Origin of the sequence: Alteromonas sp. S005 (genome assembly GCF_036864475.1) — a bacterium.
In the GTDB taxonomy this organism is placed as follows: domain Bacteria; phylum Pseudomonadota; class Gammaproteobacteria; order Enterobacterales; family Alteromonadaceae; genus Alteromonas.
Genome location: NZ_JAZETN010000003.1, coordinates 19,505 through 35,605 on the forward strand (window position 1 = coordinate 19,505; position 16,101 = coordinate 35,605).

11 protein-coding genes and 1 pseudogene are annotated in these 16,101 nt (G+C 43.4%); 6 read left to right on the forward strand and 6 right to left on the reverse strand.

Annotation, left to right across the window (positions count from 1 at the left end; all coding sequences use genetic code 11):
- The 4 genes and pseudogenes from V7R55_RS05395 to V7R55_RS05415 all read left to right on the forward strand — a co-directional run.
- A complete protein-coding gene (locus tag V7R55_RS05395) occupies positions 1–1,404 on the forward strand; it encodes a hypothetical protein (RefSeq protein WP_334058009.1) in 1,404 nt (467 codons plus the stop codon).
- Positions 1,394–2,371 carry a hypothetical protein gene (locus V7R55_RS05400; RefSeq protein WP_334058011.1) on the forward strand — a complete coding sequence of 326 codons (978 nt, stop codon included), beginning with the start codon at positions 1,394–1,396 and terminating at the stop codon, positions 2,369–2,371. The genes V7R55_RS05395 and V7R55_RS05400 overlap by 11 nt, the downstream gene beginning before the upstream one ends.
- The gene (locus V7R55_RS05405; RefSeq protein WP_334058013.1) at positions 2,364–2,954 is read left to right on the forward strand and encodes a hypothetical protein; all 591 of its coding nucleotides are present in this window, start codon (positions 2,364–2,366) and stop codon (positions 2,952–2,954) included. Before V7R55_RS05400 ends, V7R55_RS05405 begins: the two co-directional genes overlap by 8 nt.
- Positions 2,955–3,290: 336 nt before the next feature.
- Positions 3,291–4,381: pseudogene (locus V7R55_RS05415) on the forward strand (IS3 family transposase); the annotation flags it as partial.
- Between the two features lie 310 nt (positions 4,382–4,691).
- On the opposite strand, the gene V7R55_RS05420 reads toward V7R55_RS05415, so the two are convergent.
- From V7R55_RS05420 to V7R55_RS05435, 4 genes are all read right to left on the reverse strand, one after another.
- Positions 4,692–5,207, reverse strand: coding sequence for a cob(I)yrinic acid a,c-diamide adenosyltransferase (locus tag V7R55_RS05420; RefSeq protein WP_334058015.1), 516 nt, complete (start codon positions 5,205–5,207; stop codon positions 4,692–4,694).
- A gap of 133 nt (positions 5,208–5,340) precedes the next feature.
- The gene (locus V7R55_RS05425) at positions 5,341–7,050 is read right to left on the reverse strand and encodes a CsiV family protein (protein ID WP_334058017.1); all 1,710 of its coding nucleotides are present in this window, start codon (positions 7,048–7,050) and stop codon (positions 5,341–5,343) included.
- A gap of 1 nt (position 7,051) precedes the next feature.
- The gene (gene mfd / locus V7R55_RS05430; RefSeq protein ID WP_334058019.1) at positions 7,052–10,549 is read right to left on the reverse strand and encodes a transcription-repair coupling factor; all 3,498 of its coding nucleotides are present in this window, start codon (positions 10,547–10,549) and stop codon (positions 7,052–7,054) included.
- Between the two features lie 58 nt (positions 10,550–10,607).
- The gene (locus V7R55_RS05435; protein ID WP_334058021.1) at positions 10,608–11,210 is read right to left on the reverse strand and encodes a PilZ domain-containing protein; all 603 of its coding nucleotides are present in this window, start codon (positions 11,208–11,210) and stop codon (positions 10,608–10,610) included.
- A 192-nt stretch (positions 11,211–11,402) separates the two neighbouring features.
- On the opposite strand from V7R55_RS05435, the gene V7R55_RS05440 reads away from it, so the two are divergent.
- Both V7R55_RS05440 and V7R55_RS05445 read left to right on the forward strand, forming a co-directional pair.
- Positions 11,403–12,779, forward strand: coding sequence for an FtsX-like permease family protein (locus V7R55_RS05440; protein WP_334058023.1), 1,377 nt, complete (start codon positions 11,403–11,405; stop codon positions 12,777–12,779).
- Positions 12,780–12,856: 77 nt separating this feature from the next.
- A complete protein-coding gene (locus V7R55_RS05445; RefSeq protein ID WP_118489551.1) occupies positions 12,857–13,420 on the forward strand; it encodes a phosphoribosyltransferase in 564 nt (187 codons plus the stop codon).
- A 23-nt stretch (positions 13,421–13,443) separates the two neighbouring features.
- On the opposite strand, the gene V7R55_RS05450 is transcribed toward V7R55_RS05445, so the two are convergent.
- Both V7R55_RS05450 and V7R55_RS05455 read right to left on the reverse strand, forming a co-directional pair.
- Entirely contained in the window at positions 13,444–14,886 is a 1,443-nt protein-coding gene (locus V7R55_RS05450; protein ID WP_334058038.1) for a sensor histidine kinase, read from the reverse strand.
- Positions 14,883–16,058, reverse strand: a complete 1,176-nt coding sequence (locus tag V7R55_RS05455) for an FIST signal transduction protein (RefSeq protein ID WP_334058040.1) — start codon at positions 16,056–16,058, stop codon at positions 14,883–14,885. The genes V7R55_RS05450 and V7R55_RS05455 overlap by 4 nt, the downstream gene beginning before the upstream one ends.
- Positions 16,059–16,101 lie beyond the last annotated feature (43 nt).

A 16,101-nucleotide genomic window follows, 5' to 3' on the forward strand; every position in this document is an offset into this window, starting at 1 on the left:
GTGAGTAAGATCAGCTACCCACGTACGCAAACAAAACGTGCAAATCAGAGTAAGTGTCGTGAGTTGATTAAACGTATCGAGTCCTTGCTTTCAAAAGGTCATTTAACCGAAGCAGAGATCGAAGAGTTAATTGCCCTAATCGGGCACATCAATTGGGCCTATGGAGCTCGAAGCTACAGACTTAAAGCTCTTAGGCGGATACACAATTTACGTCAAAGGGTATTACGCGAGCAAGAGGAACGATTTAAACAAGAACTAGATGCCTATTACCAAAAACAAGCTGAGTTAGAAGAGCAACGAAAAGCAGCTATCGACGCTGGAAACGAAGCTAAGATGTTAGATGCACAGTTAACATCGCTGCTGCACAGTATCGCCCTACATAATGATTTCATTAATGATACGAATGAACTGAAGCTAGAAATCCAAACTGCAACATTGCTGTTGACGTCTAGTCACGACGTGCGTTCGATTGCGGATAAACTAAATCAGCCGCTTGAAGATGACTCTTCTTTTAAGCCCTACAATTTTAAAGAGTTAGTTGATACTAATAGTTCTAAATACTATCACGACCAGTACGGTGAGATATTACGTGAGACCGACTTGGAACAAGTTGATATAACAAAGTACGAAGAACGTGCTAAAAATATCAACAGGGATAAGTTAATTTCGGAAGCTGAACGGTCACAGTTAGAAAGTGAAGTGGATAACCTCAACACTTTATCTATCGACGCACGGAAAGCAATTTTTGATGGGTGGATGAAAGGTGGAATTACTCATATTGATAACGAGTTTGAAGAACTAAAAGATACTAACAAGTGTATTCAAGTGCTAAATGACTTTGGTGTGATGTTTGATACGTACAATGAGTTAGGAAAGCGAGGAGTTGGTCAGGAAATGTTCCATAAATATGGTTATCAAAAGGAGCATTATCCGCCATATTCATGCTTTACAGAAAGGTTGAAAATCGGTAAAGAGTCACGAGGTAGTATTCCGTTGATCGATGGGTTGAACAACTACAATGAGAAAAAGGCTCTTTGCTTTGCGATTTTTGATGGTCAACACATTAATGAAGAACATTATAAAGCTACCCGTGCATCTGAAGCATTTATGAAGGAACTACAAGCGAAAGGTGAGAATGCCACTTTAGGCCAATGGCTTGATAAAGCTGTTGAGTGGAATGCCGAAATTTTTACTGAACGCTTAGAGCGTGATGCAAAAGAACCGTACGATAGAGATGCTCTGGCGAAACAAGGACGCAAGGCCGCTGTTGCCATGAGAAATGTTACACAAGCGCACTTTGTTAGTTTGGAAGGTTCTAATGTATTGAGTCTCAAATTAGAAAATGGGAAACACAGAAACAAACCAAGCCCAAAGACAGCGAGCAGAGACCAAAATGATTTATAACCACGAAATTTCACGCCTTCGTGAAACCAAAAACAGAGATGCAGTTCTAGCTATAATGGTCAGTGTTCCTGACAACGGCAGTATGCCGACGAGTGATGTTTATCTTGGTATCTTTGATGAAAGCAAGGATAGTGGCTTTTGCTTTTGGGTAAACAGTACCGTACTGGATGCCGCTATGACTCAGTCTAACCAGTTCTGGTGTGTAGATAATGAAGGGCATGTATTTACAACATCAACATTGGTTAACGCCCCTTTGGCAGTATTGGAGGACGTTTCTTTTGGTTATAAAAAAGAGTACTTCTCCAAAGTTAATGCCTATCGTTTTTCTGAGTTACCAATCAATACTTTGTGGTGTAGTGACCTAGTAACTATATTTGCAGACGAATCGGGTACTGTGTGTCATATCGAAGGTGACAAAGTCACGTTACACTCTCTGGATCTAATTCCATTATCTTTTTTTGGAAATACTTACAACGATTTATATCTATATGGCAGAAAAACGAAGCTCTGGCATTTCAATGGTATACAGTGGACTGAAATCGCATTGCCTGATATTGGGCTTGATCATTTAGCGATCTCTGGAGGAATTATACTTAGTGACGCGGATGTGATATTTGTGACATCTTACGGGTTTGTTTTCAAAGGTAATGCTAAAAAAGGATTTTCGCTACTCTCTACTCCCAAAAAAACTTATTCGGGGATCTGTCAGTATGAGGGGCGTTATTTTGTTAGCGCAAAAGATGAAGGGTTGTTTGAAGTGACTAACATTGATAATCAGTGGCAATTTCATCTCATTTCAACAGCGCGGCTTCCTCTTTCACTTCATACAATGGGTAAGGAAGGGAACCAGGCTCTATTTATGGCGAGCGCATTGAATATTGGGAAACCGCATTTTTTTGTTGTGGATCCAGGCAACAATATTGGAGAAAAAGAAAGAGCATATAGCTGGGAGATAAACATTGAATAACATAACGGTCGTACAGCAGATTGAAGAACTTTCTGTTTATGCAAATTACCTAGATGAATCTGATCGACGCAAGCTGGTGGTTTGGTTCGAGTTGTTAAGAAATGCACTTCAAAGCAATGATCTAAACAAATCGCAGAGAGAGTCGTTGTGTCGACTGATGGTTGCTCAATGTACGCCAAATCGTTGTAAGAATGCAGGAGCTGTATTGTTCTATGTTCCATATGCGCTTCGCTGTTACTTTATTCTAGGGGATTTTTCTGAGGGAAACCTTATGAGTATGAAAGGTTTATACGCATTATTAGACCCTGAAGATTTGATTGAGGTATTAGATTGTCACTTTTTCTACCACCAACTTTTTGGTTTTCCCAAAAAATTGGCGAGCATCATAGAAGATGCAGATAAACAATCAGCTCAATCGTCTAATAATGTTAAAGAGTTTGTCTCTGCTATTAAACAAGCAAACACAATGACAATGGGGGCGCTTGACAAGCTTGAATATTTACCAAGTGTTAAATCAGATAGTGCTTGGAAAAAGTTGCCGTGGTTGAAGTGGCAGTTGGATACTATGAAGAGCGTAATTTAAGGGAATTGGAATGCAATAAAGTATGTTGTAGTGGTTTAATGATCTCGGACACCAAATTAGGTGGTAAAGTCTCCACCGTAAATGAGGTGTTCGATGACAAAACGACAGCGATGTACATTTTCTTCTGAGTTTTAAGTAGACGCCGCAAGCTTGTTTCTTGATCAAGGTTACTCAAAATCTGAGGCGGCACGTTCTCTAGACATCGGTGATACGGCCATACGGCGCTGGGTCGGTCTGGACTTCCCATAGTTTGCTAGACACCCAATGAGTTACATTGTAACTTCTAGTTAGAGGTGTTTTATGAGCAAAGGCAAACGGTATACCCAAGAATAGAAAATAGAAGCAGTTAAACAAATAATTGAATGTGGTTATTCAGTTGCTAAAATATCAGAACGATTAGATATTTGTACCAAAACGTTATATCACTGACGAAGCCAGTTATCAAAGAAACCCAAACAAACCAAATCATCAGATGAACAACTAAGGATCGCCAACCTTGAGGCCGAGCTAAAACGTATCACGGAGGAACGCGACATTCTAAAAAAGGCGCAAGGTACTTTGCCAGCAACCCCGAGTAAAGTACGCTTATATTCGTGAGCATCAAAATGAGTTTTCTATTGTTGCGATGTGTAAACTATTTAAGCTACACAGCAGTGGTTTTTATGCGTGCTTAAAGAAGTCATTGAGTGACAGAGCAATCAAAGATAATCGTTTGCTTAAGCTTATTAGAGAGTTTTACGTTGCCAGTGGTGGCATTTACGGTAGTCCTTGGATACACGCAGATTTACGTGAAGCTGTTGAGCAATGTAGTGTTAATCGCGTAGCTAAAAGCATGCACCAAAACCAAACTCAAAGCGCTAATAGGTTATAAACGTCGCCATATTAAAGGCGGTAAAACATCACGCATTGCAGATAACTTGCTAGCTCGTCAGTTTAATCCTCCTGCGCCGAATCAAACTTGGCTAAGTGATATTACTTATGTGAGAACCTATGAAGGCTTCTTGTATGTAGCAACTGTCATGGATTTATTCTCTAGGCGCATCGTAGGCTGGTCGATGGATAAAAACATGGACAAGCACTTAGTAATTAAAGCATTGCTCATGGCAGTTTATCAGCGCCAACCCAAAGCTGACGTACTGGTACATAGTGATCAATGAAACCAGTATGGTAGCGCTGATTACTTAGCCTTTATGAAAGAACATTACCTTGTACCCTCAATGAGTCGAGCGGGGAATTGTCACGATAATGCAGTTGCTGAAAGCTTTTTTGCGACGATTAAAAAGCGAATAGTTAAGCGTAAGATATATTCGACAAGGGAAGATGTGAAAGCTGAGATATTCAATTTTATAGAAATGTTCTACAATCCAAAAAAACGCCAGTCACACACAGGCGGTGTTTCACCTGCTAAGTTTAAGGAAGCGTATTTTTCTGGTACATTCATTATTTTTATCGGATGTAGGTTGGTTAAGCCGAAGGTGCCACCCAACATGCTTTCAAATTCACTTGTCATCCGCAATTGGCACTAAGCCGACTGCAGGTATTTACACATAGTTGCTTAGGAATACGTCTGATTATAATTTTTATATATGTTGACTGCGTGTTCAATTAATATCCATTTTTGCTACTTTAAATCGGCCAAAAATCTCACGCTTTGCAACAATCTCACTTTCGGTATGTATGCTCAGTAGCTTAGCTAACCGACCGTCAGTCATTTAATAAGCTGCTATGAGACGCACTTTAAACCTTTGTTTCCTCTACCCCGGCTTCTACATTCATGAAGCGCGCAAAGGTAAAAAGGAAGTCGCTTAAGCGGTTTAAATACGCATGTACTACTTCGGGTACGTCGTAGTGTTTGGAAAGGCTAATAACAGCCCGTTCAGCGCGGCGGCATACAGCACGACATACATGGGCCTGCGCAGCAGCTTTACACCCGCCGGGCAGTACGAATGACGTATTGGGCGGCATTTTACTTGTAATGGTGTCTATCAGGCTTTCTAAGCTTTCAACGTCTGCTGGCTTCAATGTAGAGCTTGCAGAGATGGCAAAACCAGCTTGGAACAGGTTACGCTGAATATCGTGCAGCATAGGCTGATGTTCGTCAGCAACATGAGCGGCTAGCAAACCAATATGGCTATTAAGTTCGTCCATGTCACCGTAGCTTTGAACTACCAAATCGTCTTTATCAACACGTACGGCTTTGTCGGCATAAATTTGCGTACTGCCTTTATCGCCAGTGCGAGTGTAAATTTTCATAAAAACCTTATTTTCTTAACTCAATTCTTGTATTGCTTTTACACGCTAGCTATTTAATGCGGCAAAACTAGCAACTAGCAAATAGCAACTAGCAAAGCTAGACGCGCCAATGCTGTAGCTGGCGCGAAAAAAGCTACTCGCTAATGTTAGGGCGGTTGTAACGACGCACCTGAACCACAAACCCAAAAAGCGGGTGGTCGAAATAGTGCAGCTGAGTACTGATCACCCGTCGTTGTTCGGCTAAAGGAACTGACACCAATTTGTATTCGGTTGGTGTTGCTTGGTCAGCTGATGCGGTGTTACTTTCTTCACTACTAAAGTAACTTAACGGCACTGGCTGGCGGTAGAACATCTCACCATCTACGTGAAGATACGGCACGCGGTTGATGTATTTAAGGAATACTTTTATTGTACCGTCAATTTCCCAAATAGGTGTTCTAAGTGATGGGTCTAGTGCGTTGTCGTCGCCTTGCTCTACAATTATGGCGGTATCTAGCGCTTTAAACGCTTCATACTTTATCGCTTGTGGGTTCGATAACCGGCGGTCGATATCAGCAAAAATATCTGAAGTGGTGGCTATTTCGGTTAACGAAAACTCGTTGGCGGCTGCGCTGTCTGCAAGAGGGGATGCAGCCTGACTGGTGCCAAGCGAGTTTGCATTACTCTCGTCACTATTTAAATTTGCGGTTGCGTCATAGCCAAATTCTGTCTCAGTGTTGGCAGACGCAACAAGTGCTGTGTGGCTTTCTTGCTCTAGCATGTCGCCATTTAAATCGAACTGCTGCGAATAGTTTTGACCCCCGTAGAGTCGAACATCAAAAGCATTGTTTTTGCCGAACATAACGGGTTGGCGCCAGGTAGCATGAAATAAGCGTTCTAACTGTCGGTTCGAGCGAATTTGGCGCGAGATAGATGATAGCGCTTGTTGCTCACTGGTAAGCAGGTGAGCTTTTGAGGCTAGTGGCCAGTCGTGCCCTTCAACCACTATGGGTAGGCTTGCAGGGGCGGGCATTCTGTTGTCTGGCTTGTTGACCTTCCAAACAATAGCCGGCTTCAGTGCAGACTGAATTACCCCTGTTTTATCTGAAATAGCGCTTGTCATTGCCTCGTTGTTAACGTCGCTCTCTGTCGAGGCTACAACGTTTAGTACAGTGGTAATTTCTGCGCTAAGCCAAGGCTTTGCTTCTTCACAATATTTAAACTTGGGAACAGTAACGGGCGTAGTTTGTTTTACCCCAAAAAACGATGTCCAGTAGCTAGCGATAGTTGTTGCATCTGGTGCGTTACCTGCAACTTCTTCATTTACATAGCCAAGGTTTTCGGTATAACCCGCCGATGAATAAGCCAGGTTACCTTGGTTTGAAGTATACGCGTCGTTTGCTTGGGTATTGGCATTTGCAGCGTGGCCAGTGGTGTTGTTATAGGCACTGCCAGCGTCGTTAGTGTTCGAGCTTGATGGCACATCAGTGTACGAATTTGCGCTTTGCTCGCTTTCTTGCGTTGATAGCGACAAAAAGTCCACATCTTTTGACGGATTATCAAATAGGGTTTCGTTTGGCCATTTTATTGTAGAGGCTTTACCGCAAACGGCTAAGCCCTGTTTTAAATAGCTAATATCGGGTGCAATTACATCGCTGATGATGTCTGCCTGAGCGCGAGGGGCGTTTAAGTTGTCGGCTAGCGAAAACTGCTCTTCTAACTCAGTCAGTGCCACGTTGCGCTTAAACGCAATCACTTCCACATCGAACCACCAGTTATCGTTGGCGTAAGCTGTGGTTGAAATTGTTGTTAAAAATACGGCGCTTATTGATGCGACTAACGGGCACCAGCGAGATAACTTCATGTTATCGCGACTCCTTTGCAAAATCGGCAATAATATCGCTAATAAACGCGATGCGTTCTTTAGCTGTTTCGGTCTTTTTCACCAAACGCAGTTTTTGGCTACCTTCAAATTTGAAAGTATTAGGTTTGGTTTGTACCAAGCTGATAATAAAGCCTGGGTTGACCTTAGTGTTTTCTTTAAACTCTATGGTACCGCCTTGCGCCGACAAGTCTACTTTTAGAATGCCTAACTCTTGGGCTTTTAGTTTAATTTCAGCTACTTCTATCAAATTTTTAGCAGGCTCTGGTAAAAGACCGAAACGGTCAATGCACTCTACCTGGAACTCATCAATATCGTCTTGGTTAGTACAGCTTGCCAAACGTTTGTATAGCGATAGGCGGGTGTTAACGTCGGCAATATAATCTTCAGGTAATAGAGCCGGAATACGCAGTTCTACCTCAGTGTGCCCTGATGTTGCATCGTCTAGTGATGGCTCACGACCATCTTTAAGGGCGTTAACCGCTTTATCGAGCATATCCATATAAAGGCTAAATCCAATGCTGGCGATTTGCCCTGATTGGTCGTCACCTAAAAGCTCACCAGCACCACGAATTTCCAAGTCGTGGGTAGCAAGGGCGAAACCTGCACCTAAATCTTCAAGTTGAGATATGGCTTCTAAGCGCTTCACTGCATCTTTGGTCATGCGCTTTGGATGCGGTGTTAAAAGGTAAGCGTAGGCTTGGTGGTGTGAACGCCCCACGCGGCCGCGAAGCTGGTGAAGCTGTGCTAAGCCGAGGTGGTCGGCCCTATCCATAATAATGGTGTTTGCACTTGGTACGTCGATACCGGTTTCAATGATAGTGGTACATACAAGTACGTTGTAGCGCTGGTGGTAGAAGTCGCTCATTACGCCTTCTAGTTCGCGCTCGCGCATTTGACCGTGCCCCATTGCAATACGTGCTTCGGGAACAATTTCGGCAATCTCTTCCACCGTTCGCGCGATGCTTTCCACTTCATTGTGAAGGAAGTAAACCTGACCACCACGCAATATTTCACGCATGATAGCTTCGCGAATAACGGCTTTATTACGCTGCTGCACAAAGGTTTTTATTGATAAACGACGGGCCGGCGCTGTAGCGATAATAGATAAGTCGCGCATGCCAGATAACGCCATGTTCAGCGTACGAGGAATAGGCGTAGCGGTAAGGGTTAGAATATCTACATCGGCACGTAAAGATTTAAGCTTCTCTTTTTGACGCACACCAAAGCGGTGTTCTTCGTCGATGATCACAAGGCCTAAGTCTTTGTACTTAATATCGCTAGATAGCAACTTATGTGTGCCTACCACGATATCGACCTTACCTTCGCCAATACGCTCCACCACAGACTTTTGCGCTTTACCGCTTACAAATCGGCTCATTACTTCAATTTCAAACGGCCAAGCGGCGAAGCGGTCTTTAAAGTTTTCGTAGTGCTGCTGCGCAAGCAGGGTAGTCGGTACTAATATAGCTACCTGTTTACCTGCATTTGCGGCAAGGAATGCCGCGCGCATGGCCACTTCAGTTTTACCGAAGCCTACGTCGCCACATACCAAACGATCCATGGCCGATGGGCTTCCCATATCGTGCATAACGGCAGCAATGGCTTGGGCTTGGTCTGGCGTTTCTTCAAAGGGGAAGCTGTCTGAAAATGCTTGGTAGTCGTCCCAATTTATATTGTAAGAGAAGCCTGGTTTAGCAGCACGGCGTGCATATACGTCTAGTAATTCCGCGGCAACGTCACGTACTTTTTCAGCGGCTTTTTGCTTGGCCTTTGTCCAAGCGTCAGAACCTAGTGCGCTTACTGGTGCACTGTCTGCATCTCCGCCCGTATAGCGAGAAATTAGATGCAGCGATGCAACAGGCACATAAAGTTTCGACTGCTTGGCGTATTCAATACACAGATATTCAGTGGCAACACCGCCCGCATCTAGCGTTTGCAAGCCTAGGTAACGGCCCACACCGTGGTCTAAATGCACCACAGGTTGGCCTATAGAAAGCTCGGCCAAGTTGCGAATGATGGCACTTTCATCGGTGGCAGAGCGCTTATCGCGTAAACGGCGCTGGCTTACTTTTTGGCCTAATAGCTCTGTTTCCGTAATAAATAGCAGCTCGCCTTCCTGGGTTTGCCAGCGAAAGCTGTTATCAACCATACCCACCGTGATACCAATAGTATCGTGGCTGGCTATGAAGTCGCTGAAGCTATCAACAATCTTGGGTTTTAAGCCTGCTTTGGCAAGCACAGTGATTAAGCCTTCTCGGCGACCTTGGGTTTCAGCACAAAACAGTACTTTAGCCCCGTTGTCAGTAGCCTGATCTACGGTTTTAATAAGTCTTTCAGCAGGTACTTTTTTCTGCGAGTTAATCGCTATGTCATCCAGTTTTTCGCACTGAAGGTTGGTAGAACCTTGTTTTTCTTCAAGTACCTTGCTGGAAAGGGACGCACGAGGCCACTGTTTAATGGCCCCGAATAGCTCGTTAATGGGTAAAAACAGTTCATCTGGTGCCAGTAACGGGCGAGCTAGGTTATAGCGATATTGCTCGTAACGTTCTTGTACGTCAGCCCAAAAGAACTCGCTGGCGTCTTGCACATCACCGTGAAGTAATATCAGGCTTTTCGGGTGAAGGTAATCGAACAAAGTCGCGGTTTGTTTGAAAAATAAAGGCAAGTAATATTCAACACCACTTGGCATGGTGCCTTTGCTCACTTGAGAAAAGACGCTTTCAGAGGCGTTGTTAGCGTCGAATTTTTCTAAAAACTGCTGGCGAAAAAGGGTTATCGCTTCTTTATCAGTTGGGAATTCGCGAGCGGGCAGCAGACGAATTTTATTCACGGCTTCGCCAGATCGCTGGGTTTCTGTATCGAAATAGCGAATAGAGTCGATTTCATCGTCGAATAAATCTATTCGAAACGGCTGGTCGCTACCCATTGGGAATAGGTCGATAATGCTGCCGCGTACCGAGAATTCGCTATGGCTCATTACCTGGCTAACGTGAAGATAGCCAGCTTGCTCTAAGTTGCGCCTAAATTGGTCTCTGTCTAAGTTGTCGCCTTTATTTAGCATCAGTAGGTACTTTGCTAAATAGTCGGTAGGCGCAAGGCGCTGCATTAGCGTGTTAACAGGAACAATAAAAACGCCTTCGACTTGTTGGGTAAAGCGAAACAGAGTTTCTAATCTTTGCGAAACAATATCTTGGTGAGGTGAAAAGGAATCGTATGGCAGCGTTTCCCAGTCTGGAAACAGGGTTATGGGCGTATTTTTTTGATTATCGCTTAAGAAAAATGCGATTTCTTTTTCGAGCTTCATTGCCGATGGCGTATCGGCGGTAATCAATACAATAGGGCCTTTGTATTGGTTTAGCGTTTGGCTTATGCATAGCGCGGCGCTGCTACCTTGCAGTTGGCCCCACTGTTTGTGATCTTGTGATGAGGCTTCTTTTTTAGGCGCAGGTAATGGAAGCGATAATAAAGTGGCTGTCATGACGTCCTGTTTTTTAAGTGCAAGATAAGTTTTACGGCTTATATACTGTTGTTAGGGGCTATTCAGATCCCGCTTTTTTTTCTTTCGCCCGTTTTCTTAATTGCTGTGTTTGAATATGCAAACTGGCGCGAACTAAAAGCTCCTGATCTTGCTCTCGAATGGTATTAAAAATAAAGGCGATATGGTAACTATCTTCAACTTGCTCGCAAGTAATTACTTCACCAAAACAAAAAATTGCTGCGGCTTCGGCATCGAGAAAAAGCTTTAGTTCTGCATATTTACCTACTTCTAGTGGGTCACTCGACTCGATAATAACGCCACCACCACCGAGTTTTACGGTTTTAAATCGGTATTCTGGTTCATCTTGTTGATGCAATACAAAAGACATCATCAGATCAATTTTTCGCGACTGATGATTTAGGTATTCGGCCAAGGTTTCAGCATGATCGCCTAAGTTTCTCAAAGGGCGAATTGCCTGCGCTTCTAACGCCGCCATTTCACTAGCAATGCGAAATGCATAGGGCATCGACTCTTCAAGATTTTCCTCATCAGGCACTTTTTCGTTTTCACCTAAAGGGCGCACGTTTGCATTTATGCTGTGCGCAATAGAAAAATACTCATCGAATTGGGCTTTTTTTTGTTCTAGGCTAAGTTCGCTCACATCATTCCTCTGCCACTATTTCTTGTGCCGCTAGTCACTTATAAGTAGTATACCGGTCACACGTAGTATACCCACTTTACTATTTTGGGGTTAACCCGTCATCTCGTCTTTGGGCTACTTATCTGAATTATTTATTCACTAAGCATAGCTAAATGTAAGGCAGATTACCGTATTACTGAAAAGCAAGGCGCTATGTTTTATCCTCTTTCTGCATTCATTGCTTATCGTTATGCCAAGTCTAACAAAGCAAGCCAAACCAGTTTTGTCTCATTTATAAACCGTTTCTCAGTGGCCGGCATCGCGCTAGGGCTCATGGCGCTTATTATCGTAGTATCCGTAATGAATGGCCTAGAAGGGCAGTTAAAACAGCGCATACTAGGCATAGTTCCCCACATTGAAATTACAAAGACACCCATCGCAACCAACAGCCTTAACAAGACACCCACTCAAAAAGAAGTTGCAAAGACACCCACGTTAAAAGAAGTTGCAGAGACACCCACGTTAAAAACTCAAAAGTCGGAATTTACAGAGACACCCACTCAAAATGCGTCCGCGTTGAAGCCTTTAACTTTAAATGAAGTTAGCATGACACCCATCGAAGGCGTTGTTACGAGTATGGACTACAGAGAAGCTGAAGCCGTAGTGCAATCACGCTCAGATTTGCGCGGCGTGCAGGTTCACGGTGTTCAGCCAGATGTGATGCTTGAGCACACCTTAGTTGCAAATCATATGGAGCAGGGCCGTTTTAGTGACCTCGCTAAAGGTAGTTTCGCCGCCATCATTGGCCGTTCGCTGGCTATAAAGCTTGAAGCGCGAGTGGGCGACAGGTTACGAGTTATGGTGGCAGGAGCCAGTGTTTATACCCCATTTGGAAGAATGCCAAGTCAACGGCTTGTAACTGTAGTGGGTGTCTTCGATATGGGCTCGCAAATGGATGACAAGGTGATGTACATGAACCTTGATGATGTAAATCGCTTAATGAGAGACCCCAAAGGCAGTGAACAATCATTGCGTCTCTTTTTGGATGACGCGTTTAATTACCAGGCGGTGGTTAATCAGTTAACTGATAGGGTGGGTGTCTCTGTAAATAATATAAGAACGTGGCGGGAGCGCCAGGGGCCGCTGTTTGACGCTGTAAAAATGGAAAAGAACATGATGACACTCATGTTGCTACTCATTATCGCTGTAGCTGCATTTAACATAGTGTCTGCACTGGTGATGGTGGTCACCGAAAAGCAAGGCGATATTGCGGTACTTCAAACTCAAGGTATGCTGCCTAGTTCGGTAATGTGGATTTTTATATTGAACGGCTTATTTAATGGCATAAAGGGCGCAGGGATAGGACTTATCTTGGGTGTCTTTATAACCCTTCAGCTTAATAATATCCTGGATGCAATAGGTTCACCCTTAGCACTTGCCGCTGATGGAAGAGGACTGCCTATTGAAATGGACGTAGTGCAAATTGTTAGCATCACCTTACTTTCGTTGTTGTTGTGCGTTTTAGCCAGTGTATATCCTGCGCGCAAAGCGATGAAAATAGCACCGTCTCAAGCCCTTCAAAACGAATAAATAGTTGAATTTACCGTGCAAAAGGCCGTGAAATTCACTATACTCGCGGTCTTTTAAAATTTGCTCAGTGAGACGTCATGAACAAAAATTTTATCACCTCGCAATCGCTTCTACAGGATTCCTTTCGCTTAGCGGCAAAGGTGTATGAAGACGGCTTCCGCCCTGACTTTATTATTGGTATTTGGCGTGGTGGTGCTCCAATTGGTATCGCAGTTCAAGAATTCTTTGAATTTAAAGATACGTCAACCGACCATATCGCGGTACGTACTTCGTCTTACTATGGAATCAATAAACAGTCGAAAGAAATCCGTGTGCACGGGTTACACTACTTGGTTGAAAACGCCAATGCCGATGACAAGTTATTGATTGTTGATGATGTTTTTGACTCAGGTCGCAGTGTCGACGCGCTTATCAAGCAAATTAATAAGCTTATGCGCTTGAACATGCCAAAAGACATTCGAATTGCATGCCCTTGGTATAAGCCTCAAAACAACACTACTGATATCGTGCCAGATTACTATGTAAACGAAAGTGATGAATGGCTAGTGTTCCCTCACGAAATTGCTGGTTTGTCAGAAGAAGAAATTCGCGAAGGAAAAGGTGAGTTGGCTGACGTTATGGACATTTTGTTCCAAAAATAGCGTTCCCACATTTAAAATAGCGATTACGAATCGCTATCGAGTCTGTCTAAACCGCACGTCTGTGCGGTTTTTTTATCTGCTAAATTCGTTGGAAATGAGAGCGTAAACGTAGTACCCACGTTAACCTCGCTATCAACGGCAATAGTGCCGCCCATGGCTTCAACGATAGAAAAAGAAATATAAAGGCCTAACCCTGTACCTTTCCCTGTGGGTTTGGTTGTATAAAACGGCTCGAAAAGTTTTTGAAGGGCGTGTTTTTCTATACCACTACCCGTGTCTTTAACGGTGATAATAGTATGGTTATCTTCTTCAAATGAAGAAATAGTTAGCCTGTCTCCATCTTCCATTGCTTGCGCAGCATTAACGAAGAGGTTTACCAATACTTGATTTAACTTTCCGGTTTTACCTTTAATTAGAGGAACTTCCGTTAAATGCTGTTGTATCTTGATACGGTGCTTTAATTCGCTATTTACCAGCCTTAAGGCATGGGCAATACAGTCATTTACATTAATAGTTTCGTCATCAGGGATGTCGGCATCATGAGAAAATGAGCGAAGGCTGGTGATTATATCAGTGACTCTGTTTAAACCTTCTTCAGATTCTCCACATATATCTGCAATCTCATCACTTAGTGAATCAATCTTGTTACGCGATTGCCACAATATTGCTTCTTGCGCTATTTTCAACCTTTCTTCATCGTTAGCACTTGATGCTAAATTCAGCACTATGTCTTGCATCTGAGATAGGGCAGGCAATACATTTCTTAAAAAGTGAATGTTGCTGTTGATAAACGCTATTGGATTATTTATTTCGTGGGCAACACCTGCGGCCAATAACCCTAAAGATGCCATTTTTTCAGCATCGATAAGGCTTTTTTCTACTTTGGCTTTTTCTTCTTTTAACCTTACGGTTTCCAGCGTCATTAATTTTGCCTGCATTCCCATGGCCATTTGTTCGGTAAAGGTGCGATACCTATTAGCCATATCTACGTATTCTTGGGTGTAATAACCCAGTGCTTGATGACAAAAAACAATGACGGCCTGCTGCTGATGCACCTTAAACGGACAGTAGAGTACCGATGTAACGGGAGTTTCAAATAAGGCTAGATGCTGTTGCCAAGTAGGTTGTTGTTGAATATTAAATAATGCAACGGGTTCACTTTTGACTGCGCGAGAAAGGGTGTCGTCGATTTCCCAAATTGTGTTAAGTAAAGCGTCATGTGTGCTGTTGATACATTTCATTTTGCCTGCACTTTCGTTCTGAAGAACAAAGCATGCTTCGTAATTGTAAAGCCCCTTAAAAACGCTAAACATCTTCTTGTAAAGATCTGCTTCATCCTCAGCGGTAAGCAGTACTCGCGTGCCCTCTAGCAACACATCGCTTTCTTTTTTATGGGCTTCAGCTTGCTGTTTCAAGCGGTAAACAAGGGCTAGGTCTTCTAAGATGTTTTCGTAATCTTTATTCATCGAGAAAATACTACCGCTGATATCATGAGGTTCCCGTGCCTATTCTTTCCGTCTAAAAAGCGCCCTTGTTCACCAAAAGTAAATGGGCCACAAATAGGCAACGAGGCGAACGTCTCTTGTAGAGAGTTCAACATAGCGTTTATTTCATCGCCCACCATTAACCGGCATCCGGCGCAATAGATCATCAATACGCCAACGGGCTTTTTGTTTTCTGGTAGCAGCATGATGGCATTATTGATAACACGCTCTGCGCGGGAGGTGAGGCTAGTAATATTGCCCTCCATTAAAACTAGCTCTTCGCCTTCTTGTACTTCGGAAAAAACATTAAGGGTACCATCCTCATCCACGGAGTCAGGGTGACAAAGAAGATAGTTTATTGCGCCATTTTCAAGCTCGACTGGCTTGCCTAAGGGGGCCGATGAAGTAAGGCCTAATATTTGCCCGCCCTTTAACTGATGTGAAATTAGGCCGTTAGTCGCATTATTGTAAATAGTGCTTGCTCTGTCATTATCGAGTTGTTGAAGTTGTCGCCCTTGAGCTCTGGTAGCTTTAAGTACCGTCTCAGTTGGTTTGTAACCAGAACTATAGCTTAACCCTAAGGGCGTTGAGGGATATAACACTGCTACAGCAATGGTCTGAGACCCCCATGAAGATTTAGTAACGGTACACCAATTCCCTGAAACAGTGTTGTCTGCCATCGACCCCCCAAAGATGGGGACTTTTGTGCCAACAACGCTAGCAAAACCTTCTAGTATACTCTCTTCATCACCAGGCGGCAGAGCACACCAAATGAGTGCTGGGCTTTCATACGGTCTTGCGGCGTTTATCAATGCTTCCTGCAGTGCGTAAGCACCAGCTTTAAATGGACCGCTTTCAAATAGATCTGCGCTGCCAACACCATAGGCGCCGCTATCATCGTCTATACAAAACAGCGCTAGATCACAATTGGCTTTGGCAATATTTTCGTCGCAAAACAAGGCGCCTAAACAAGAACTAGAGATAAAAATAGGTAGCTCTGCACCGCTTATCGTTGTTGCCAATGTCTCTAACGATGCATCCACATTACCGTAACCTATGAGTAATGAAGGTTTAGTATCGGTCAATATACTATTTAATTCTGAAGCTATGCTCGCAGTATCGTTGCACTCTAATGCGATTGTCTGAATATTCATTTGGCTCTACCACTTACTCAACAAGTTAATAATAGATTGAAAT